This window comes from Chromobacterium sphagni (assembly GCF_001855555.1).
Classification (GTDB): Bacteria; Pseudomonadota; Gammaproteobacteria; order Burkholderiales; family Chromobacteriaceae; genus Chromobacterium; species Chromobacterium sphagni.
Genome location: NZ_MKCT01000017.1, coordinates 151,126 through 175,191, shown reverse-complemented (window position 1 = coordinate 175,191; position 24,066 = coordinate 151,126). Strand labels below are relative to the sequence as shown.

15 protein-coding genes are annotated in these 24,066 nt (G+C 63.9%); 7 read left to right on the top strand and 8 right to left on the bottom strand.

The genetic code is table 11. From position 1 onward, the window contains the following. Positions 1 to 528: 528 nt before the first annotated feature. Positions 529 to 732, bottom strand: a complete 204-nt coding sequence (locus BI344_RS23795) for a hypothetical protein (protein WP_139166934.1) — start codon at positions 730 to 732, stop codon at positions 529 to 531. Between the two features lie 327 nt (positions 733 to 1,059). Between BI344_RS23795 and BI344_RS09095 the strand changes: the two genes are divergently transcribed. The 3 genes from BI344_RS09095 to BI344_RS09085 all read left to right on the top strand — a co-directional run bounded on the left by BI344_RS09095 (position 1,060) and on the right by BI344_RS09085 (position 3,803). Next, positions 1,060 to 1,761 carry a hypothetical protein gene (locus tag BI344_RS09095; RefSeq protein WP_071112633.1) on the top strand — a complete coding sequence of 234 codons (702 nt, stop codon included), beginning with the start codon at positions 1,060 to 1,062 and terminating at the stop codon, positions 1,759 to 1,761. Positions 1,762 to 2,090: 329 nt separating this feature from the next. Then, positions 2,091 to 2,516, top strand: a complete 426-nt coding sequence (locus BI344_RS09090) for a hypothetical protein (RefSeq protein WP_071112632.1) — start codon at positions 2,091 to 2,093, stop codon at positions 2,514 to 2,516. 285 nt (positions 2,517 to 2,801) lie between these two features. Next, on the top strand, positions 2,802 to 3,803 hold the full coding sequence (locus tag BI344_RS09085; RefSeq protein WP_071112631.1) for a hypothetical protein: 1,002 nt from the start codon (positions 2,802 to 2,804) through the stop codon (positions 3,801 to 3,803). 3 nt (positions 3,804 to 3,806) lie between these two features. Here the strand turns inward: BI344_RS09085 and BI344_RS09080 are convergent, their stop codons facing one another. Then, positions 3,807 to 8,162, bottom strand: coding sequence for an EAL domain-containing protein (locus tag BI344_RS09080; RefSeq protein ID WP_083370139.1), 4,356 nt, complete (start codon positions 8,160 to 8,162; stop codon positions 3,807 to 3,809). Between the two features lie 225 nt (positions 8,163 to 8,387). Further along, positions 8,388 to 11,198, bottom strand: a complete 2,811-nt coding sequence (locus BI344_RS09075) for an EAL domain-containing protein (protein WP_071112629.1) — start codon at positions 11,196 to 11,198, stop codon at positions 8,388 to 8,390. Between the two features lie 257 nt (positions 11,199 to 11,455). On the opposite strand from BI344_RS09075, the gene BI344_RS09070 reads away from it, so the two are divergent. The 3 genes from BI344_RS09070 to BI344_RS09060 all read left to right on the top strand — a co-directional run bounded on the left by BI344_RS09070 (position 11,456) and on the right by BI344_RS09060 (position 14,519). Continuing rightward, positions 11,456 to 12,775 carry a TRZ/ATZ family hydrolase gene (locus BI344_RS09070; RefSeq protein WP_071112628.1) on the top strand — a complete coding sequence of 440 codons (1,320 nt, stop codon included), beginning with the start codon at positions 11,456 to 11,458 and terminating at the stop codon, positions 12,773 to 12,775. A gap of 4 nt (positions 12,776 to 12,779) precedes the next feature. Then, a complete protein-coding gene (ubiG, locus tag BI344_RS09065) occupies positions 12,780 to 13,481 on the top strand; it encodes a bifunctional 2-polyprenyl-6-hydroxyphenol methylase/3-demethylubiquinol 3-O-methyltransferase UbiG (RefSeq protein ID WP_071112627.1) in 702 nt (233 codons plus the stop codon). 369 nt (positions 13,482 to 13,850) lie between these two features. After that, a complete protein-coding gene (locus BI344_RS09060; RefSeq protein WP_071112626.1) occupies positions 13,851 to 14,519 on the top strand; it encodes a GntR family transcriptional regulator in 669 nt (222 codons plus the stop codon). Positions 14,520 to 14,563: 44 nt separating this feature from the next. Here BI344_RS09060 and BI344_RS09055 read toward each other — a convergent pair whose 3' ends face one another. The 5 genes from BI344_RS09055 to BI344_RS09035 form a co-directional block, all read right to left on the bottom strand. Continuing rightward, entirely contained in the window at positions 14,564 to 15,751 is a 1,188-nt protein-coding gene (locus tag BI344_RS09055; protein ID WP_071112625.1) for a metallophosphoesterase family protein, read from the bottom strand. Between the two features lie 31 nt (positions 15,752 to 15,782). Further along, a complete protein-coding gene (locus tag BI344_RS09050) occupies positions 15,783 to 17,669 on the bottom strand; it encodes a c-type cytochrome (RefSeq protein ID WP_071112624.1) in 1,887 nt (628 codons plus the stop codon). Positions 17,670 to 17,745: 76 nt separating this feature from the next. Continuing rightward, on the bottom strand, positions 17,746 to 21,201 hold the full coding sequence (locus BI344_RS09045) for an alpha/beta fold hydrolase (RefSeq protein WP_071112623.1): 3,456 nt from the start codon (positions 21,199 to 21,201) through the stop codon (positions 17,746 to 17,748). Between the two features lie 271 nt (positions 21,202 to 21,472). Beyond that, positions 21,473 to 21,970, bottom strand: a complete 498-nt coding sequence (locus tag BI344_RS09040; protein WP_071112622.1) for a dihydrofolate reductase — start codon at positions 21,968 to 21,970, stop codon at positions 21,473 to 21,475. After that, positions 21,967 to 22,761, bottom strand: a complete 795-nt coding sequence (locus tag BI344_RS09035; protein WP_071112953.1) for a thymidylate synthase — start codon at positions 22,759 to 22,761, stop codon at positions 21,967 to 21,969. Before BI344_RS09035 ends, BI344_RS09040 begins: the two co-directional genes overlap by 4 nt. A gap of 138 nt (positions 22,762 to 22,899) precedes the next feature. Between BI344_RS09035 and flhB the strand changes: the two genes are divergently transcribed. Continuing rightward, entirely contained in the window at positions 22,900 to 24,066 is a 1,167-nt protein-coding gene (flhB, locus tag BI344_RS09030; protein ID WP_071112621.1) for a flagellar biosynthesis protein FlhB, read from the top strand.

The following is a 24,066-nucleotide window of genomic DNA, read 5'->3' as shown; positions in this document are numbered from 1 at the left end:
GCCCGGACGCGGCCTGCCGGCGCGCCGCTCCCGCGTTTTGCTCTGCAATGGATCCGCATATTTCGACTGGCTCGCTTTCCGTAACGGCCCGGCGCGGCGAAAACGGCTTCGCCATGAGCCTGGAGCAAAATATAACGCCGGTTTTTTCCGGATCGCCGCCGTCTTTATGACAGTAGATATTTACCCGCCAATGCCATCCAAAAGACCAACGCAATGCCGGCGAAGGCAAGAAGGGGACAGCGTCGACCACCCAGGGCGGCCGGCTTGACAGGATCGGGCGGGATAACCGCGCCGGATGTGAGAGAAAAACAACAGCAATCGTAAGTAGTGTTTCTTATCTTGCCATTGAGTAATTTTTTTCCAAGACGGGATTGACTATGGTTGGAACAGTCTTTTCAAATTCAATTTCCATTGAAACATTGTACGCGAGGTTCAAGTCCGGCATTGAACTCCAATAGACATTCTCATCGCTTGCCGCTGACGATAAAACTGTCCAAATTGAACTGCTTCAGTTGATGTCGCTTTGGCTCAGGCATATAGGCTTTTGCCAAAATATTTACTCGGCGCCGTTTTGTTTTTCAAACGGCAACGCCAAAAACTGACATGAATGCCCGCATTGCCGCTGGCAAAATCGCCATTTAAAACCAGCTTGATTGAATTAGCAAAGTGCCGCTTCCAATTAACTCCGCCATTCGGCAAACAGAATCCTATTCGGTTATCCGCCAGCTGCAAGCTTTGCTCCGCCATTCATGAACGGGATCGGGTGCCTGCCGCCATCGCCACGGCGTCGGCAGCCCTTCTCCGGCACTGTGGATCAACACCGAAATGGTAAAGGCCCCAGTCCGGCCCGGCGCTGCCGCGCCAGCCGGAAAACACCGGGCCATGACAGCGCCGCCATCTCCAGCCCGCCTTGCCCGGCTGGCTGCCGTGACTGGCGGTTGCGATGCCGCGCGGCCCGTTCCAGGCGCCGGCATCGCCTTCCGCGCCGGGCAGGTTCCGGCGCCAGCCCTGATGTCACCGGACTTTGCAGCATTTCAACCACTCAATGGAGAAGCAACCATGTCATCAGTCAACCAGTTCGCCTATGTTCCGAACACCAGCACCTACAAGTTCGCCTATGGCGGCGCCATCCCCAATATGGCGATCCGCAACATGCCAAGCGATACCAACTGGACGCGCTGGACCATGCTCAATGACGGCGAGTATTACCGGATGTATTTCTTCAAGGGCAGCAGCGCCAACACCTTGTACCAGGCCGCCTTCAACCCGGCCACCTCCTCCTATGAGTTCGGCTTCAACTCGATTCCGGAGTTGCAGATCACCGGCGCGCCGCCGGATGCCGACGCCAGCAGCCTGTCCATGCTCTACGACAGCAGCACCAGCACCTACCGGCTGTATCTGCGCCGGCTGGGCTCCCCCACCGTGCTCTACCAGTTCGGCTTCAACCGCGAAACCAACCACTACGAGTACGGCTACAACTCGATTCCCACCCTCAACGTCACCGGCGCGCCACCCGATACCGACTGGCACCGCTGGTCGATGCTGTTCGACGGCAGCAACTACCGGCTGTACGCCTTCAAGGTGGGCAGCACCGACACCTTCTACCAGTTCGCCTTCAACCGGCAGACCAACCATTACGAGTTTGGCTACGACTCGATACCGGAGCTGACTCTGGTCGGTACCCCCGCCAACAGCAATCTGACCAGCATGTCCATGCTGTTTGGCCAAGGTGATTACCGCTTCTACTTCCAGACGATCTGAGGCAGGCCAGCCACCGCGGCTGAAACGGCAAGGCAAACGGCGACAGCCGCCTTGCCGTTTCATCAAACAATCCCTGCCCGCCCCCCGCCAAGCCAGCACGCGAAAAACTTGCCGCCACCGCCGGCCATCCGGCAGCCGGCTATCCACACGCGGCAAGCGCCGCACCGATTCCATCGCTCAGGACAGATCGACGATCAGGGCACAATCATGTTTGTAAACGTATACAAATCGACATCACTGCTGTTGCAATCTTTGCGCTTGCGAAACAAAACGCTGCCATAGTCCGAACATACGTTTGCAACCCTGCATGCCAGAAAAGGACAGATAACATGAAACGCGTGATGACTGCCGCGGCGCTGATCGCCGCATCCCTGACCAGCATGCCCAGCCAGGCCGCCAATGTCGGCGTATCCATCAGCATTGGCCAGCCCGGCTTCTATGGCCAGATCGACATCGGCGGCTACCCGCCACCGCAAGTGGTCTATGCCCAACCCGTGATGGTGCAGCCGGTGCCGGTGGGCGTGCCTCCCATCTACCTGCGGGTGCCGCCGGAACACGCCCGCCACTGGAGCCGCTACTGCCGCCAGTACCATGCCTGCGGCCAGCGCGTGCTGTTCGTGAAAGACGACTGGTACAACCGGGTATATGTGCCGCATTACCAGCAACGCCACTTCGATCATCACGACCGCTACGATCATCGCGACCATCATGACGAGCGCCGCGACGAGCACCGCGACTACCCGCGCGACCGCTAAGCCGCGCCCAGCCTGATCTTCCCCAACCGGACAGCCGGCAAGCCCCTTGCCCCTGCCCGGTTTTCACGCCTCCCCGCCCCGCTTCATACAAATTAACCACCCTGAATTGGCAGCGGCGGCCAATACTCCTGGCCTTTCCGGACAGAAAAGGCCAGCGTCCCGGCAAAATGCCGTCAATCATGCCAAACTGCCTTGCGCGCATGCTTGGCTGCGACGTTTTGCCGCAGGCCGGGAGCCCGCCAAATGGCCATACTGCGGCGCGCCATGCCACTACAAGGAAAAACCATGCCTGCTCGCCATGCCTCCCTGCCGCGCCTGCTGCCCGCCCTCTTGATCGCCGCGTCGTCCGGCTCCGCGCTGGCCTGCGCCAGCTGCGGCTGCACCCTGAGCTCCGATTGGGAAAGCCAGGGCTTCACCACCCAGCCCGGCCTGAAAATGGACATCCGCTACGACTACCTGGACCAGAACCAGCTGCGCAGCGGCAGCGGCGCCATCACGCCGGCTGCGGCCAGCCAGTTGAGCCAGGGCAATCAGGAAGTGGAGCAATACACCCGCAACCAGTATCTGACGCTGGGCTTCGACTACACCTTCTCGGACGACTGGGGCGTGAATGTGCAGCTGCCCTACATCGACCGCAGCCACAGCACGCTGGGCACCGGCTCGGACGGCGCCAGTCCGGCCGACGGCGCCTACACCTCCAGCACTTCGGACCTGGGCGATGTGAAAGTGATAGGCCGCTACCAGGGCTTCGCCGCCGCGCGCAACTTCGGCCTGCTGTTCGGCCTCAAGCTACCCACCGGCAGCCACACCCAGGCCGGCATCTCCACCGACCCCAGCGCGCCCGGCGCGCCGGCCCCGATAGACCGTGGCCTGCAGCCCGGCACCGGCACCACCGACGCCATCGTCGGCGCCTATTACTTCGGCGACTTCAACCGCAGCTGGAGCTACTTCACCCAGGCCACGGTTCAAAGCGCGCTGGACTCGTCCGATCAGTATCGCCCCGGCACCGGAGTCAACCTCAATCTGGGCGTGCGCTACACCGGCTTCGCCGGCTGGATGCCGCAGCTGCAGATCAACGCCCGCTACGTCCAGCACGATGCCGGCAACAACGCCGACACCGTCAGCACCGGCGGCACCCTGGTCTACCTCAGCCCGGGCATCACCGCGCCGCTGAACCGGCAGATTTCGCTGTACGGCTTTGTGCAATTGCCGCTGTATCAGCACGTCAACGGCGTGCAGCTGGCGCCGCGCTACACCACGTCGATCGGGGCGCGCTTCTCGTTCTGAGCCTCAGCCGCGCAGCAGGCTGGCGGCCTCGCGCCGCTCGCGCTGCAGATAGGCGGCCAGCTCGTCGGCCGGCAACGGCATGCTGAACCAGAAGCCCTGCAACACATCGCAGCTCAGGCGGGTCAGCACATCCGCCTGTTCGCGGCTCTCCACTCCCTCGGCTATCACCTCCAGGCCCATGGCGTGGGCCAGGGAAATGATCATTTCCACCAGAGTCATCGCTTCCGGCTGCTGCTGCATGTCCCGGACAAAGGAACAGTCTATCTTCAGCGCCTGCACCGGCAGCCGGGCCAGATAGGCCAGCGATGAGTAGCCGGTGCCGAAGTCGTCGATGGCGATCGCCAGGCCAAGCTCGCGCGCCTGGCGCAGCTTGGCGATATTGCAGTCCATATCGTCCATCATCTGGCTTTCGGTGATTTCCAGCTCCAGGCCCATGTCGTCCGGATACAGCGCCAGCGCCGCCTGCAGCACCGACACGAAGTCCGCCTGCCTGAGCTGCAGCGGCGACACATTGACCGCAATCCTCGGCGCGTCCAGTCCGGCCGCCCTCCACGCATGGTAGTCGCGCGCCGCCTGGCGCAGCACCCAGGCGCCGACCTCGACGATCAGCCCCAGCTCTTCCAGCATGGGAATGAACTGCGCCGGCGGCACCAGGCCCAACTCCGGGCTTTGCCAGCGGATCAGCGCCTCCACGCCCACCACGCGGCTGCTGCCGGCATCCACCTTGGGCTGGTAATGCAGGACAAACTGCTCCTGCTCTATCGCCAGCCTGAGCTTGTTGGCCAGCGCCAGCGCCGCCACCGCCCGCTGCGTCATTTCCTGACGGTAGAACAGGAAGCGCTCCCCGGCCGCCTTGGCGCGCTTCAAAGCGGATTCGGCATGCTCCAGCAAGGTTGCCGCATCCTGGCCGTCGTCCGGATACATGGCGATGCCCAGCTTGGCGGACAACCTCAGATCGCTGCCCTCCACCGCATCCATAGTCGCGCCCAGGCAAGACTGCCGCACTTGTTCCACCCGTCTGGCGGCCTCCTCCTCATTGCCGGCATCGGGCAGTATCGCCGCGAACTGGTCGGCGCCGATGCGCGCCAGCAGGCTGTCGTCGGCAAAATACTGGACCAGCCTTGCGGTCAGCAGCCGGAGCAAATTGTCCCCGGTCTGGCGCCCAAATACATCGTTGACCGCCTTGAAATGCTCGATGTCCAAAAAGACCACCGCAAACCGGTCCCCCTTGCGCTCGGCCGCCGCCATCCGCAAGCCCAAGCGCTCCCCCAGCAGCGAGCGATTGGCCAGGCCGGTCAGGCTGTCGTAATAGGCCAGATAATCCAGCCGCTTTTCATTCTGGATGTGCTCCATGGCGAAAGCGATGTCGCCGCCCAGCTCGCGCAACAGGCTGATTTCCTGCTTGTCGAAAGCGCCGGCGTCGCCGGCGAACAAGGCCAGCACCGCCGCCGTCCTGTCGCCCACGGTAATCGGCAGACAGCACACCGCCCTCACGTTGAACTTTTCCAGATCTGCTCGCAGCGGATCAAGCGACGCGTCCGACTGCACATCATTGCACACCACCATCTCGCCCAGCCGCGCGGCGCGGCAGCCAGGCCGGTCGCGGAATGGCGAGTCGTCTCTGGCGCTCAGCTCTATCTTCTGGAAATAATCCCGCTCCACGCCGCAATCGGCGACAACACTGCCTTCCAGGCTGTCCGGGTCTATCGTTCCGACCCAGGCCATCCGGTAGGCGCCGGCCTCCACCGCGATGCGGCAGACGCCCTTGAACAGTTCATCCAGGTCGTGGCAACGCGCGATCAGGGTATTGATCCGGCTCAGCACCTCGTATACCCGGTTCAAACGCTCCACCCGCTCCCGCAGCAGCGATTGCTGCAGCCCTATGGCCAATTGCCGGGCATAGGCTTCGGCGATGTCCTGCTGTTCCGCGCTGAAGGCCCCCGGCTCCTTAGAGGCCAGGTTCAGCACGCCCAGCAAGGCGTTTTCCGCCAGCAGCGGGATGCGGATATAAGAGCCCATCCCCTGTTGCAGCAGCCGCTCCAAGGTAACCGAGCGTCGCGGCAATGCGGCCAGGTCGTCCACCCGGCAGACCTGGCCCTTCGCCAACAGCTCCAGATCGTCCAGGCCGTAGCTGTGCAAGCTCAGGCGCTGCCCCGGGTCGTAACTGGAGCCAGGGGAGCGCTCCACCGCCAACACCTTGGCGAAACGCTCCTCCCAGTCGATGATCATCGCCGTCGCGCCCCAGAACGGCACCAGCTTGCGCAGATGGCGCAAACCCACTTGCGCAATCTGGAAAGGATCGTGGGCGGCCAGGATCGCCCGGCTCAGATCGTTCAGCGATTCCAACTGCTGCAACTGGCGCGTCAGCTCCGCCAGCGTCCGTTCGCGCTCGCTGACGTCGCGCAAGATCACGCTGAACGACATCTCCCCCTTGATTTCCAATTGGGAAATGGAGGCCTCCAGATCAAAAACCTGGCCATTGGCCCGCACCCCCTGCACCTTCACTCTGCCCTGCCCCCCCATCATCCGGCTGGTCTTGCCGGTTCTGCCAAAAGCCTCCACCAGTTGACCATGCCGCTCGCGATGCTGGACAGGCAGCAAACGATCCAGCCGCTGGCCAAGCATGGCCTCTCGCGTCAGCCCGAACATGGCTTCGGCGGCGGGATTGAACAGGGTGATCCGCTGCTGCTGGTCTATGTTGATGATGCCATCCATCGCGGAGTGGATCATGCCGGCATAACGCGCCTCGCTGTCGCGCAGCCCCTGCTCCACCGCCTTTTGCTGCGTCAGGTTCTGGGTGATCTTGGTGAAGCCCAATAACTCGCCGTCCTCGCCGCGTATCGCGTACAAAATGGCCTTGGCCCAGAAACGGCTGCCGTCGCGGCGCACCCGCCAGCCTTCATGCTCATCCCGGCCAGTGCGCGCCGCGTGCTCCAATAAATGCTGCGGCACCTGATCCGCCCTATCCTCTTCGGTATAAAAACAGTCAAAACGGCGGCCTATGATTTCTTCGGCGGTATAACCCTTGATGCCCTGAGAGCCCAAGCTCCAGCTGAGCACCCTACCTTCCGGGTCCAGCCAGAAGAACGCATAATCGGTGGTGGCCTCCACCAGCAGCCGGAACTGGTATTCGCTTCTCTCCAGAGCCTTCTGCGCAAGGTATCCGGCGCTGACATTCAGCACCACGCCATGGATGTAGTCCGCTCCGGCGAAACTTATCTTCTTGAAGGAGATCAGGCCGTACAGGATGCCGCCGTCTGCGCGCGCCAGTTGCACCGGCGCGCCGCTTACCCGGCCACGGGCACGCAACTCTTCCAGCAACTGGTCTCGATCCGCCCGCGCTCTCCAGATGCCCAGTTCCAGGGTGGTGCGCCCCACCACCTCCTTCCGCTCCAGGCCGAACATTTCCAGGAAAGCATCGTTGACCTCCACAACCTTGCCGTCGCTTTGCCGGGAAATCGCCATCGCCACCGGACTGCCGGCAAACAGCGCGCGAAAGCGCTCGTCGCTTTGCTGCAGCTCGCACGACTGCGTCTGCAATTTCTGCAGCGAGGCCTGCAGCGTGGTTCGGACCCTTAGGCGTAGTTCGCTGAGCACGCTCAGGATCACCCCGTTCAACACCAGCAGGCTCAGCGGCAGGAACGCCTCGGCAGGGTGCTCGGTCGAGCCGGCGGTGTAGACGAACAGGTAGGCTAGGCAAGCGCTGGTCAGCCCGGTGGCGGTCAGTCCCGGCCCCAGTCCTCCCAACAGGGCGCTCAGGCTGATCGGAATCAGGAACAGCATCGTCATGTGATGCTGGGCAAAGGCCGGATGCAGGCTGAGCCGCACCGCCGCCGCCAGCAACGCGCCGGCCACCGCGAATCCATAGGCGAAACCGCGCCGCAGAGGCTGGCCGAAGCCTTCCACCACCGCATCGTCACCGCCCAAGCGGCGCAAACCATATATCAGCGCGGCGGAGGAAAGACCGACAAACAACGCATCCCAGGCCACAGTCAACCAGGTTTTCAGCCGCTCGCTTCCCATGTCCGCAAACAATAGATCGGGAACCGTCATCGCCAACAAGGCCAGCGCGGCATATGAGCTCGTGATCAGGATGGGGAGATATTTGGCCGACACCCGCAGCCAGAAGACCAGGCGGCCCAGCGCGGCAAGCTGGCCGGGCGGCGATCCGCGCAAGCCCAAAAACAGCAGCGAAGCGGACACAAACGTGAAAAAACTGTCCCAAGCCAGGCTGCCCGGAGAAACACCGCGGCCATCCTGCCTGCCCGCCAGCACATCCGGCACCACCACCCAGATCGTCGCGATCAGGATGTAGGCCAACACAATGATAAGGTTTAGGCGCTGCTTATGGGCTGCCATCGCGTCCCCTTGCGAGGTCCATCAGGCCGATGCTGCAGGCTTGGGATGGAATAAGGCTTGCCCGCCCGGAACGGCGGCGGCCGGCGCCATGAAATATTTATCAGTATGGCAAGTCGGCCGGGCAATGCTGCAAGATTTTGACAGGCGGCAGCCATCTCCCTAAAAGACAAAGACAAGGCCCGCGGGCGGGGCGCGCGGGCCGGAATGGAAAGGATGCGGGCAGGCTCAGCTTTGCGGCAGCAGGCTGTCGCGGGTCAGCAGGTCGGCGAAGTCGTCGGCGGCCAGCGGCTTGGCGATCAGGTAACCCTGGACGAAGTCGCAGCCCTCCTGCTCCAGAAACTGCCACTGCTCCATCGTTTCCACGCCTTCGGCCACCACCTGCATGTTCAGGTTCTTGGCCATATTGATGATGGCGCGGGCGATGGCGCTGTCGTCGGCGTCCTGCGGGATGTCGCGCACGAAGGAGCGGTCGATCTTCAGCTTGTCGGCTTTGAAGCGCTTGAGGTAGGACAGGCTGGAGTAGCCGGTGCCGAAATCGTCGATAGACAACCTCAGCCCCATGTTCTTCATATTGTCTATGGTCTGGATGGTGGCCTGGGCGTCTTCCATGATGATGCTCTCGGTCACCTCGATGTCCAGCGCATGGCCCGGCAGGCCGCTGGAGGCCAGCGCGTGCTGCAGCTGCTCGGCGAGGTCCGGCTGGCGGAACTGCAGCGCCGACAGGTTGATCGCCAGCGTCAGCTCCGGCAGGCCGGCGGTGCGCCAGGCCACCAGCTGGCGCGTGGCCTCGCGTATCACCCAGTTGCCTATCTGCACGATGAAGCCGCGCTCCTCCGCCACCTGGATGAAGCGCACCGGCCCCAACAAGCCCAGCGACGGATGGTTCCAGCGTATCAGCGCCTCGGCGCCGATGATGCGGCCGCTTTGCATCTCCACCTGCGGCTGGTAGTGCAGCACGAACTCGTCGCGCTCCAGCGCGAAGCGCAGCTGGCTCTCGATGGCCAGGATTTCGCGGGCGCGGGCGTTGAGGTCGGCGGTGTAGAACTTGTAGCTGTTGCGGCCGGACGATTTGGCGTGGTACATCGCCGCGTCGGCGTTGCGCACCAGGGTTTCGTAATCGCGGCCGTCGTCCGGGTAGACGCTGATGCCGATGGACGGGGTGATGGTGATCACGTGGTTGTGCAGCTCGATCGGATTGGCGAACACCTCGCGCACCCGCTCCGCCGCCAGCGCCGCCTCGCCCGGATCGGAAATCAGCGGCAGCAGCACGATGAATTCGTCGCCGCCCTGGCGCGCCAGCATCTCGCCCGGCCCCAGCACCGTGCGGATGCGGTCGGCCGCCACCTGCAGCAGCGTGTCGCCGGCGGAGTGGCCCAAGGATTCGTTGACGGTCTTGAAGCGGTCCAGGTCCAGCAGCAGCAACGCCAGCCGCTGGCCGTCGCGCACCGCGTTGTGGATGGCCAGCTCCACCCGGTCCTGCATGTGCATGCGGTTGGGCAGGCTGGTGAGCACGTCGAAGTGGGCCAGGAACTGGATGCGCTCGTCGGCCGCCTTGCGCTCGGTCAGGTCGCTGAAGATCGCCACGTAATGGGTGATCTCCTCCAGGCTGTTGCGCACCGCGTTGATCGCCAGCCATTCCGGGTACACCTCGCCATTCTTGCGGCGGTTCCACAGTTCTCCCTGCCAGGAGCCGTATTCGGCGATGGCCTGCCACATCTGGTCGTAGAAGGGCTGGTCATGGCGGCCGGAGGACAGGATGCTGGTCTTCTGCCCCAGCACCTCGTGCTGGGTGTAGCCGGTAATCTCGGTGAAGGCGCGGTTGACGCTGCGGATGCGGCGGTCGGCGTCGGTGATCATGATGCCTTCGACGGTGTTCTCGAACACCTTGGCCGCCAGTTGTACCCGCTCCTCGGCCGCGCGCTTTTCCGAGATGTCGCGCACCATGCGCCACACCGCGTTGATGCGGCCGAAGGCGTCGCGCATCGCCACCGTCTTCACGCTGACCGGCACCTGGTTGTCGAAGCGGTTGAGATAGGTGGCCTCGAATTCGTCGCAATAGCCGAAGCGCAGCACCTTGTTGTCGAGGTTGAAGCGCTCCAGCGCCTCGCTCTCCTCCGCCACCAGGCTCCAGAAGTTTTGCTGCTTGAGCTGGTCCAGGCTGTAGCACATCAGGTTGAGGAAGGCCGGGTTGGCGTCTATCACCTGGCCGTCCAGCGAGCTGATGACGATGCCGTCGAGATTGGACCAGAACAGTTCGCGGTACTTGTTCTCCGAGCGGCGCAGCGCGTCCTCCACCTCGCGGCGGCGGGCGATGTCCGCTTCCAGCGCCAGCGTCTTGGCGCGCAATTCGTCCACCAGGCGCTTGAGCTCGGAGCGGGTCCACTCCAGGTGGGTGCCCAACCGGCCCAGCTCGTCGCGGCGCGACCACTCGAACGGCGCATCCAGCCTCAGTTCCGCCAGCAGCCGCGCCTGCTCGGTCAACAGCCGCATCGGGCTGAGGAAGCGCGAGTGCAGAATGCTCATGATCAGCATGATGGACAGCACCAGCTGCGCCGCCAGGATCATCAGGATGTTCTTCACCTGGTTGCTCAGCGCGATGGCCAGGTTCTCGTTATCGAACTCCATCGTCACCTGGCCGATGGCCTCGCCGCGGTAGATCACCGGCTTTTCCACATAGGACACGCTGCCGATGCGGCGCTCGCTGCGCACCGCCGACAGGAACACCTGGTTGGACTGGGTATCCGTCACCCGGATGGAAATCACCCGCGGGTCTTCCATCACCGACGAGATCAGCGGATTGCCGGCCTGGCGGCTGAGGTTCCACAACGGCTCCTGCATGCCCAGCGCGACAATGTCGAGCAGACGGCGCTGGTCGGTGTCCAGCTGGGTAGTCAGATTGTCCTTCTGGATGTTGAAGCTGAGATAACTGATGATGGAGGCGGGAATCAGCAAGCCGAGTATCACGGCAATGAGAAACACATCCCTCAGATTCAGGCCAGAGCTGGCAGTGGATTTATCGTCTGCTTGTTGAGCCATGTCGCGCTAGTCTTTGTTCGCCGAAGAGTCGGAGATCGAATGCCCTGAGTTGAATTCGGTTGTGCAATCAGCAGTATACACCGGCAAAGACGGGCTTTTGGCCGGAATATTCACCAGTCATCCATCACCGTCATTTTCAAGCATATCCGCGGCATGTTCCTGGAAAATATTAAGGAATCAAAGCAGCACATTGCCTTGCCTGCCTGCTGGGCCTAAAATCCACGACACTTTTTGACCACGCATTCAGGATATGAGCCATGCCGCAGTCACGTTATGAAAAGATTATCTCCGCCCGCTGGATCATCACAGTGGAAGCTGACGGCGAAATCCTGGAAAACCACGCAATCGCGATCAAGGATGGCAGGATTGCCGCAATAGTTCCAGCGGCGCAGGCTGCGGCCTTGGACGCCGACGAACGGCTGGAATTGCCCGACCACGTGCTGATGCCGGGCCTGATCAACCTGCACGGCCACTCGGCGATGACGCTGCTGCGCGGCCTGGCCGACGACAAAGTGCTGCATGACTGGCTGAACAACCACATCTGGCCGGCCGAAGGCAAACACGTGCACGACGACTTCGTCTTCGACGGCGCGCTGCTGGCGATGGCGGAAATGATCCGCGGCGGCACCACCACCATCAACGACATGTACTTCTACAACGGCGCGATGGCGCGCGCCGGCCTGGCTTCCGGCATGCGCACCTTCGTCGGCTGTTCCATCCTGGAATTCCCGACCAATTACGCCAGCAACGCCGACGACTACATCAGCAAGAGCCTGGCCGAGCGCAGCCAGTTCCTGGGCGAAGAGCTGGTCACCTTCACCCTGGCCCCGCACGCGCCCTACACTGTAGCGGACGATACCTTCCGCAAGGTTGTGACGCTGGCCGAGCAAGAAGACATGCTGATCCACTGCCACATCCACGAAACCGCGGACGAGGTGAGCAACAGCGTCAAGGAGCACCATCAGCGTCCGCTGGCCCGCCTCAAGGAGCTGGGCCTGCTGTCGCCGCGGCTGATCGCCGCCCACATGGTGCACCTGAACGACGCCGAAATCGAACTGGCAGCCAGGCACGGCGTATCGGTGGCGCACAACCCGGCCTCCAATATGAAGCTGGCCTCCGGCATCGCCCCCATCCCCAAGATGCTGGCCGCCGGCATCGCGGTGGGCATAGGCACCGACGGCGCCGCCTCCAACAACAAGCTGGACATGCTGGCGGAAACCCGCCTGGCCGCGCTCCTGGCCAAGGTGGGCTCGCTGGATCCGACCTCGGTGCCGGCTGCCACCGCCATCCGCATGGCCACCCTCAACGGCGCGCGCGCGCTGGGCATCGCCGACAAGGTGGGCTCGGTCAAGGTGGGCAAGCAGGCCGACCTGATCGCCATCGACCTGTCGGCGCTGGAAACCGCCCCGGCCTTCGACCCGATCTCGCACGTGGTGTACGCCGCCGGCCGCGAGCAGGTCAGCCACGTCTGGGTCAAGGGCCGCGCCTTGATGGCCGGCCGCAAACTGGCCACACTGGACGAATCCAACCTGAAAGCCCGTGCCGACGACTGGCGCAACCGCATCCTGGCGAAGTGACACCATGAGCAATGTAGACGAACTCGAAATCGACAAATTCAGCCAGCTGGCGCACAAGTGGTGGGACAAGGACAGCGAATTCAAGCCGCTGCACGAGATCAACCCGCTACGGCTGGACTTCATCGACCGCCACGCGTCCATCGCCGGCAAGAAGGTGCTGGACGTGGGCTGCGGCGGCGGCATCCTGGCCGAGAGCATGGCCTTGCAGGGTGCCCAGGTAACCGGCATCGACCTGGCGAAAAAGTCGTTGAAGGTGGCGCAGCTGCACAGCCTGGAGTCCGGGGTCCCCATCGACTACCGCTGCGTGCCGGTGGAGGAGCTGGCCGCCGAGATGCCGGCCAGCTTCGACGTGGTCACCTGCATGGAAATGCTGGAGCATGTGCCCGATCCGCAAAGCGTGGTGCGCGCCTGCGCCGCGCTGGCGAAACCCGGCGGCTGGGTGTTCTTCTCCACGCTGAATCGCAACGCCAAGGCCTATCTGTTGGCGGTGGTGGGCGCGGAATACGTGCTCAACATGCTGCCGCGCGGCACGCATGAATACGCCCGCTTCATCAAGCCGTCGGAGCTGGGCCGGATGACTCGCCACGCCGGGCTGGAGCTGCACACGCTGAGCGGCATGGCCTACAACCCGCTCACCCGCATCTACTCGCTGAACGACGACACCGCCGTCAACTACCTGATGGCCACCCGCCTGCCGGCAGCCTGAGCCGCCGACGGCCCCTCCCCCCCAAGGCCCGGCCGTCCGCCGGGCCTTTTGCCTGCCCGCGCACCGATCTTGGCTTTTTCCACCCTCTGGCAGTCTTTTTCGCCAAAACCGTGCTCAACGGCAGAAAAAAGCCGCCCTACCGGTCAACACAACATCAAAACATGCGTTTTAACCATCTGGTTGATATCATGGCCGCCCCAAGGCTGGGCGGCGTGATGCGCGCTCGGCGACATGGCAGTGTCGCGGACAAGCATGGCCGCTGCTTTTGGATACAAACCGGCTGACCAACAGAATATTGCCGGACAATCCGGCATTGCCATGCCGTACAATACTTATGAAAACGAAAAAACCGCTTTCCGGAGATGATTCATGACTTTCAAGGCCAACGACCTGCTGACCGAGCAGATCGCTCAATACTTAGGCACACAGATCATCCAGGGCGACATGAAGCCGGGCGAACGCATCCAGGAATTACGCATCGCCGCCGAACTGGAGGTCAGCCGCGGTTCGGTGCGCGAGGCCTTGCTTATCCTGCAGCGCCGCCACCTGGTGGACATCTTCCCGCGGCGCGGCGCGGTGGTGGCCAGCATCAGCGCGCGCGACGTGCGCGACTTCTTCGACCTGTGGTTCCTGCTGCTGGACCGCGTGGTGCAAAACCTGGCCGCCTGTTGGCAGAACGACGACCTGGCGCGCTTCATCGAGCTGATGGCGCAGCTGGAGGAGGACAACCGCCGCGACGAGCTGCAGGCCTTCTACGAGCACGGCATAGAGTTCCTGTCGGCGCTGTACCGCCACGCCGACAACCGCTACCTGACCGATACCCTGAACGACATGCTGCCGCTGACCCAGCGCTGCCTGTACGCGATACTGCGCGCCGGCAAGAGCCAGATGAACAGCACCTACCACTTCCTGGAAAGCCTGCTGAAAACGCTGATCGCCCGCGACACCAGCCGGCTCAAGCAGATGGTGGCGGTATTCGGCCAGGATTACAGCCAGTTGGCGCAAACCTCGGCCGAGGCGCTGGAGGGCAAGGGCTGAGCCGCATCGCCGCAGGCCCTTGCCGCTCGATCTTGCGCGCCGAGTCAGGGCGACGGCCAGCGGCGCTGCCCGTTCTCGTCGTACAAGGTCTCCGTCAGCACGCTGCCATTCAGCTCCAGGCGGATGAAACCGTTCAACACCCGCTCCGGATACTGGCTGTCGTCCGCCGAGCGCGTTTCCGCCCACGCCACCTGCGGCTTGCCGTTCAGAACGCTGGCCGGGCCGTAGGGAATGGCGCCGTGGCCGATGCAGCGTCCCAGCATGCCGTTGCGCGGCTGGTAGCAGATCACATTGTGCAGATGCCCCCAGTACCAGTAGTCCGGCACGCGCCCCAGCGCCGCCACCGCCTCGTCGTAGAGCGCGGTCGTCGCCGATCCGTCCATCGAATAGCCCGCATGGTGCGACAGTAGCATGATCCTGCCCTTCCAGCCGGCGGCCGTCTGCTTCAGCCAGGCTGCCTGCTCGTCGCCCAGCGCGCCGTCCATGTACAGCGCGTACTTGTCCGACCAATAAGCGGTGTCCAGGCCCACGATCAGCCAGTTGGCGTTGTACAGGCTGAAATAGCCGGTGCCCTGCTGCAGGGGAAAGCGCTGCGCCAGCTCCTGGTAGTAGCCCAGCGCGCCGTTGTACATCTCGTGGTTGGAGTTGAGCGAAAACTGGCCGCTCGCGCCCGCCGGCCAGCCGGAGAAATCGCGCGCCTCGTCCGGGCTGGAGCCGGCGTAATAGACGTCGCCCAGATGGATGGTGTAATCCGCCGGCTGCCCGGCCATCGCCGCCGCCACCTTGCCGGCGATATAGTCGCCGCTGCCCCAGTCGCCGGCGATGTTGAAGCTGACCTGGTTCGCAATGGCCAAACGGGCCGGCGTCGCCGCCCATGGGGCGCGGTTCTGCAGGCGCTCGAACCACGCCACCAGCGCCTCGCCCCATAGCGGGTCCAGCAACTCCCACTTGCGGCAGCCCAGCAGCGTGCCGTCGTCCATCACCCGCGTGGGCAACTCCGCCTCGGTGGTGGGAAGCGGCTTGCCGTCCAGCACGCCCTCCAGGATGGACAGGCCATGGGCAAACTCCCACGGAATGCAGGCCGGGGAGGTGGAGCCGCTGTTGATCACATCCCACACCTGATCGTGCACTTGCTGCAATCGCGCCAGCATCTGCTTCTTCTGCTGCAGGCTCTGCTCGGCATCGGCCAGATCGCTCTCGATCCGGCTCTTCCAGTCGTCAAACACGCTCATCGCACACCTCCTATGCTGCTCTCCAAACCCGCTACAGGGTCTTCATGTACTCGATCAGGTCCCACTTTTCGCCGTCGCTCAAGTGGATGCCGTATGCGTGGCCGGTATTGTGGTTGCCCGGCAAACGGGTATCGAACCTGAAGTAGCCGCCCCCGCTGGCGTCCGGTCCGCCGCTGGCAAAGCCCACATTGCGGGTGTCGAACACGCTGGAGCCGCGGTAGAACGTCTTGGGCCGCTTGTCCGGCGGCTGCAGCAGGTCCCATAGCGTCGGCACCGAGCCGTTGTGCAGATACGGCGCGCGCAGCCAGATGCCGTCGGTCGGCGTGTTGCTGTAGCTCTGCGTCTTGCGGTAAGCGCCGAAATCGAACGGCGCTTTCCTGAACTGGTGGAACTTGTCCACCAGGCCGACGGTGAAGGAATTGACGCGGTACGGGTCGGTGCCCAGCTCGTCCAGGCCCACCGTCACCTGGCCGGTGGCGACCTTGCCGAAGTCATGGCAACTGGCGCAGTTTTGCTCCCATAGCGTCCGCCCGCGCGCCACCCGCACCTGGTCGAGGCCGCCGAACGGCCACTTGGGCGGCTCGTGCGTCAGCAGCCAATCGGTCACGCGCTTGAACTCGGCCGGCAGCACCGACTGCGGCGTCGCCCCCACCGCCATCGCCGCGGCGTAGTTGCGCTCATGGATGTCGTTGTTGTTGCCGTCCCAGTGCAGGTACAACGATTCGCGCGGCTTCTGATTCCAGATCTGCGGCAGATCCACCGTGCCGATGGTGGAGTCATCCGGGAAGCCGAAGATCGCCATTTTGGTCGGATTGAAGGTATCGGTGCGGCCCGGCCCCTGCAGCGGCCGCAGCTTCTGCCAGGCGTACTGCTTCTCCTGCTTGAGGAAGGCCTGCTGGGTGGCCGGCACGATCAGAAAGCGGTAGAACAACTTCTCGATCGGCCCCAGATCGTAATGCCGCTCGATCGCGTCCATTACCTTGCCCTTGAAGTCAGGATCGCCGGCGCAGTCGTACAGGAACCACTGGAACGACTCCAGATCCAGCAGCGCCGCCGGCGCGGTGGGCACCGGCACCGGCACGTCGTCGGCGCTCTTGCGATACATGCCGGTGTGGCACAGCGCGCAGTTGGGCTCCACCGACGGATAGCCTATCTGGCGCTTGGCCAGGCCTATCGGCAAATCATGCCCGCCCTCGTAGATGAAGCCGAAAGTCTGCCAGCCGCTGCCCATCCTGGGCATGCGCTGCGCGCACACCTGCGGCAGCACCGCGAACACGTACAGAGGGATGCGGGCGTCCTGTCCCAGGCCGATGGCGGCGTATTTGAAATGCTCGACATCCGACTGCAGCGCAGGCTGCGGCACCTCGCGCAGCAGATTGGCCCACGTCTCGTAGCCGACGAAGGCCAACACCAGCACCACAACGATGGCGATCTTGCGGCAGGCGCCGGCAAAGCACTTGGCCAGGCAGCGCCACAAGCCGCACAGACCGGCGAGGATCAATGGCCACGGCCGCTGCTCCGCCGGCAGGCCGATGTACAGCAAGACGCCCAGAATCACGAACATCGCGCCGTCGGTGTACAACAGCGGCTGGAAGGCGTCCGGATAGCCGGAGGTCTGGATCAGGTAAATCCAGAACGCCACCGCAATCAACCGGGACAGCACGCACAGCCAGGAATACACCGGATAGCGCGCGGCGTTGATGCCGGCGGGCGCGTAGAACAGGCTGACGCCCACCAGCAGCATGCCGGCGTTCTGCAGCCACGGGTACACCGCCTGGCTGGGCAGGCCGAAACTGCTGTTCAGATAGTCCGGCCAGAACAGCGCCGGGATGGCGAACACCATATTGATGGCGATGCCGATCCAGATGAAGCGCTGGAACCAGCGTACGCCACATTCCGCGCAACGAATCTTGTCCATGGGAATGTCCTTGTGAAGACGGCGTCGAATGGCCTAGGCGCGACCGGGGCCGGCCAGCGGCCCCGGCGCTTTCGCCTCAGCCGCCTGCGGTCTTGTCCAGATGGGCGACGATGGCCGGGTAGACATCGGCCGCCGCGTTCTTGCCGAACATGCAGTCAATGTGCCCGTAGCCCGGCACCACCAGACGGCTGTAGCGCTCCGGTCCGAAACGCTCCACCAGCTTGTTGAACGTGCGCTCGGTGCTCTCCGGCAGATAGCACTCGTTCTGCCCGCCGCTGATGAACAAAATGGGCATTTGCAACCGGTCGAAGTGCGGCATGTAGATGTCCGCGCCGTCGAACGCCACCAGCCTCCCCTCGCGGCACATCCGCGCCAGGTGCTCCATGGTTCGCATATTCGCCACGCCGAACAGCTCGTGCAGATTGTCGTGCAGCGTCTCGTTCAGGGTTTCGTGGCGGTACAGCGGCGCGTACATGAAGGTGATGCGGTGGCAGACCGGGTTGTCGCAGTAGCCTTGCGCCTCCGCCAGCGCGTAGCCCTTCAGCGCGGTGTCGTACAGCTTCTCGAACCAGTTGGAGTCGGACGCGGTGTAGGCGGTCAACGATTGCACGCCCAGCTTGTCCAGCACCGAGGGCAGATGCAGGCCGGTCTTCACCTGGGTAGCCGCCGGCACCACGATGTCGGCGGCGATCTGCGAGCACACCACCGACCTCACCCCCTCCAGCCCGGCCAGCAGGGACATGAAGAAGGTGGTAGCGCCGTAGCAGTGCACCACGCACTGCACGTCGGCCGCGCCGGTGGCCTGCCGGATCTGCCGGATCGCCGCCGGATAGTCGTAGCGCGCCACCTGGTCGCCGTCCCACTGCCCCCGGCTGGCCTCCAGCAGGATGCTGACGCGGAAGTCCAGCAGCCACACGTCGTAGCCGCGCTGGTACAGGTACTCCAGCAGATTGGTGGAAATGGTGTCGGTGGAGAAGATATTGGAACCCACGCCCAGGCCGTGCACCAGCATCACCGGCCCCTTGTCGCCGCCCTGGTAGCGGGTGAGGCGCAGGTTGACGCCATCGTCGGTCGGAAAGAACAGCACTTCGGGCGCGCCGACATTGAGCGGACGCTTCTTGCGCGGCGCTGAGTCCGGGTTGAAATAGATGTTGGGCGCCAGCACGCCGCCATAACTCTCCCACAGCGCGCCGGCGAAATACTCGCCGAAGCGGGCCATCCGCTTCAGCCGTTCCGCCTCGCTGGAGACGTTGAGCACCTTGATCGTGGCCATCTGCCGCGCGAAGTCGGCCGGCGCGATGCGCAGCACGCCGCTGCCCACCACCTCGCCGCCGCCGTCGGCGCCGCGGCATACCGTGACGTACAGCGTGCTGGTATCGGACCACACGCTGAGCACGCTGTGATTGCTCGGCACCCACTTGAAGGCGTTGAAAAAATATTCGCCGCCGTCCTCGGCCATCAGCCGCATCTGGTAGTTCATGCGCCGCACGCCCACCTGCCCGGGAAACGTCTCGAACAGGTTGAACACGCCGTGGGTGACGGTCAGCGGCAACGGTGACAGCGCCGGCGCCTCCAGCGTGCCGACGATGGCGGCCGGATGGCTGGAGTCGGAAATCAGCCGGTCCAGATCGTCCGACGCCACGGTGACGGTAAAGCCCATCGTCGAGCCCGCGTCCTTGCCAGCCTGCCAGGCGGCCTGGTAGGCGGCCAGATCGGCGCCGGCCGGCTGGCGGTGGGCGGTGGAGAAGAAGCCCTTCATCGTCTCGGTGAACTCGATGCCCGGCTTGTCCGACTGCGGTTCGGCGCGGCGGGAAGCCGATGGCAGCGTATAGTCGATCTTCCAGCCGTGGTCGGCGGCCAGCAGCGCCATCGCCCGCTCGCTGAGCGCGGAAATGGTGAGCAACGGATTGACTGCCAGCGAAGTGGGAATCACCGAGCCGTCGGTCACGTACAGGCCGGAATAGACATCGCGCCCGCTCGTCCCGCTGAACACCTGACCCTTGTGGTTGACCACGCCCTGGCTGGCGTCCTCGCCCATCACGCAGCCGCCCAGCGGGTGCACGGTGATCAGGCTGTGCTTGAACAGATCGGTCCAGATCGGGTTGCGCACATAGATGCCGCCCAGCGCCCGGGTGGCCTCCTGCAGCCTGTCGTTGCCGATCTTGAAGTTGGGCTGCTCGCCCACGTTTGGCCAGTCGAGCCGCAGCTGGTCATGTCCGTCCAGCGCCATCGTCCCCGCGCCGTCGTCGTGGCTCATGATCAGATAGGTCTGCAAGCGGTTCATCGCGCCGTGGTAGGGCCCGCGCAGCGCGCTGTCGGCCTCGCGCGCGGCGTATTTCAGCTTGGCCAGCGCCCCGGCCTCCGCCGCCTGGCCCAGTTCGGCCGCCGCCGCGGCCATCGCCGGCGCCATCATGCCGCCGATGGCGCCGGGAATCGAGCCCTCCTCTATCACCATGCGCTTGCGCCAGTCGGTCTCGTCGCGCAGGTCGATGATGGAGGTGATACAAGGTCCCACCGGACCGACCTCCCTGGCCGAATGGCTGCCGAAGCCGATGCCGTTGATCCTGTCGTCGTTGTTGTAGCCGAAGCTCAGGATGTCGCCGTTGCCGCTCATATGCCTGCCCAGCTCTCCGGACAGCGAGAGACCTTGATCGCGCGAGCGCAGCAGAATCTCGGTGGAGCCCAGCGTGCCGGCGGACAGGATGACGATATCGGCCTTGACGAACAGCGTCGGCGCGTCGAATGCCTCCCGCCCGGTACCGACGTACTGGTAGTGCACGATCCAGCCGTCGCCGTCGCGTTGCAGGTAGCGCACCGACGCTTGGCAGAAGATTTCCGCGCCGTGGTTGCACGCGTCGGGCAGGTAGTTCATCAGCGTGGTGTTCTTGGCCTTGTTGTTGCAGCCGGAAACGCAGTCGCCGCAGTAGTTGCACGGTTGCTGCTCGACGCCGACGTGGTTGCGGCCGTCCGGCAGCGGCTCGAAGGTGACGTTGATCGGCGGCCGGTAGAAGCTGTGCTTGTCCTTGAGCCGCTCCGAGGATTTCTGGTTGGCCTGCAGCTTGGGCAATGCCGGCGCGGCGTCCGGGTAAGGATTGGGCCGCAGCATGTCCCGCGCCCGGAGGAAACCGTCTTTCAGCAGGGTGTCGGCGTGTTCCCGCAGCAGGCGCGGCCAGCGCGGGTCTTCGAACACCTGCGGCTCAGGCTGCAGCGAGACGTTGGCGTTGATCAGCGAGGTGCCGCCCAGGCCGCAGCCGACCATGACGTTCTGCTGCGGATTGACGTGCAGATCGTAGAGGCCGGTGCGCGAGCCCAGGTGGCCGTCCGGATGGTGCACCTGGAATTCCGGCGTGGCCTCGGCCAGCGTCGCCGGGTATTCGCCGGGGATGATCTCGCGTCCGCGCTCCAGCAGGCAGACGCTGCGGCCGGCCCGCGCCATCCGGGAAGCGGCGATGCCGCCGCCGTAGCCGGAACCGATCACCACGACTTCATAATGCGCCTTGATCTCGCTGATGGGGGTAGCAATGCGCGCCATTTTCGTGCTCCTGTACCGAATCGGACTTCAGGCCACGAATACCATGCAGAAGGCGCGGCGCAGCCAGGCTGCGCGAGCGCGATGCCGGCCAGGCCGGCAGCGTTATCGTTTTGTAACACCTAATATTCGCTCTAGATCAAAAAAATTCCCATATCAATAATTAATGCGCGACAAACGGCGCATGACATGCCAGGGCCGCAAAAAAAGCCGGGAGCGCATGCTCCCGGCCCGGCATCTGGCGCAACGGCAGGCCCGGACGGGCCCAACGCGCTCAGCGGCGCAGATACTCGACAAAGGCGTAGGCCAAGCCGCCGGCGCCCACCGCCGCCTCGCGCGCGGCTTCGCGCCAGTCTTCGGCGGCAAAGGCCGGAAAGTGCGCGTCGCCATCGAAAGGCTGGGCGATCTCGGTCAGGCACAGCTTGTCCGCCCGCGCCATCGCCTGGCGGTACAACTCGGCGCCGCCTATCAGGCACACCTCTTCCACGTCGCCCGCCAGCGCCAGCGCCTCGTCCAGCGAATGCGCCGCCTCGGCGCCTTCGGCGCGCCAGCCCTGCTGCCGCGTCACCACGATATTGCGCCGCCCTGGCAGCGGCCGGCCGATGGAATCCCAGGTCTTGCGGCCCATGACCACCGGTTTGCCCAGCGTCACCGCCTTGAAATGCTTCAGGTCTTCCGGCAAACGCCAGGGCAGGCGGTTCTCTATGCCTATGGTGCGGTTGGCGGCCATGGCGGCCACCAGCGTCAGCCGCGGTTTCTTGCTTGTCGTCATACCGCCACCGGTGCCTTGATGTGCGGATGCGGGTCGTAGCCTTCCAGCGCGAAGTCCTCGAAACGGAAGGCGAACAGGTCTCTGACCGCCGGATTGAGCTTCATTGTCGGCAGCGGACGCGGCTGGCGCGTTAATTGCAGCTGGGTCTGCTCCAGATGGTTGCTGTACAAGTGGGCGTCGCCCAGCGTGTGGACGAAGTCGCCGGCCTCCAAACCGCACACCTGCGCCACCATCATGGTCAGCAAGGCATAACTGGCGATATTGAACGGCACGCCCAGGAAGATGTCGGCCGAACGCTGGTACAACTGACAGGACAGCTTGCCGTCGGCCACGTAGAACTGGAACAGGCTGTGGCAGGGCGGCAGCGCCATCTGGTCCACCAGCGCCGGGTTCCACGCCGACACGATCAGCCGGCGCGAGTCCGGGTTCTTCTTGATCATGTCCAGGAGCTGGCTGATCTGGTCGATATGGCGGCCGTCCGGCGCCGGCCAGCTGCGCCACTGGTAGCCGTAGACCGGGCCGAGCTCGCCGTTTTCGTCGGCCCACTCGTCCCAGATCGACACGCCGTTTTCCTTCAGATAGCGGATATTGGTGTCGCCGGACAGAAACCACAGCAGTTCGTGGATAATGGAGCGCAGATGGCACTTCTTGGTGGTGACCAGCGGGAAACCGTCGGCCAGATTGAAGCGCATCTGGTAGCCGAACACCGAACGCGTGCCGGTGCCGGTGCGGTCGGCCTTGTCGTGGCCATGTTCCAGCACATGGCGCATCAGGTCGAGGTACTGTTGCATGTTGGCGATCCCATCGATAATCACTGTATTGTACCGCCTGCGCCGCGGACAGGCGAGGCGGCGATGCTGGCCGGAACGCCCCGGCATAGGCTACCATTCAGTTTAAAATCAAGACAAAAGCATTATTAAAGCGAGCCCATGGCAGAAGATTCCGACCTCGAACGCACCGAACCCGCGTCAGCCAAACGGCTTTCGATGGCGCGGGAAGACGGCAACATCCCCCGCTCGCGGGAGCTGTCGACGTTCGCCGTCACCATGGCGGGCGTATCGTTGCTGATGGTGCTGGGCGGCAAGATGGCCAGCTTTCTCGGCGACACCATGCGCCATTTGCTGACATTCGACCAGAGCACGGTGCAAAGCACCGAGCCGGTGCTGCTGCGCTTCAAGGAGGCGATCTTCGGCGCGCTGTGGCAGCTGGCGCCGTTCTTCGCCGGCCTGGCGCTGGTGGCGCTGTTCGTGCCCATGCTGATCGGCGGCTGGAACCTCACCCTGAAAGCGGTGGGTCCCAATTTCGGCAAACTCAATCCGCTGCCCGGCATCGGGCGGCTGTTCTCGCTGAACTCCGCCGCCGAGGGATTGAAGGCCATCCTGAAAAGCATGCTGATCGGCGGCATCGCCACCTGGTATATCTGGCGCGAACGGGGCGAGATCATCGGTCTGCTGGCGATGCCGCTCGAATCCGGCATACTGAAGATGACCGACATGATCATCCACACCTTCTTCATCGTCGCCTCGGCGATGATCCTGCTGGTGGCGCTGGATGTTCCTTACCAGCTGTGGACCTACTACAAGAAGCTGCGCATGACCAAGGAAGAGGTCAAGCAGGAATACAAGGAAGCGGAAGGCTCGCCGGAAGTGAAGGGCCGCATCCGCCAGATGCAGCGCGAAGCGGCGAGAAAGCGCATGATGCAGGAAGTGCCCAAGGCCAATGTAATCGTCACCAACCCGACCCACTTCGCGGTGGCGCTCAAGTACGACGAAGGCATGCGCGCGCCGCAGGTGATCGCCAAGGGCTCGCTGAAGCTGGCGGAGAAGATCATCGACACCGGCAAGGACTGCCGCGTGCCGGTGATGCGCTCGCCCAGCTTCGCCCGGGCGCTGTACTTCAACGCCGAACTCGGCGAGGACATCCCCGCGCCGCTGTACGCGGCGGCGGCCCAGGTGCTGGCCTACATATTCCAGCTGCAGCAGTACCAGGCGGTCGGCGGCATGGCGCCGGTGTTCCCGGACAAGCTCGAAGTGCCCGCCGAGCTTGACCCCTACAGCAAACGTCCGCAAGATTCGGCGCCTGAAGAAAGCCTATAA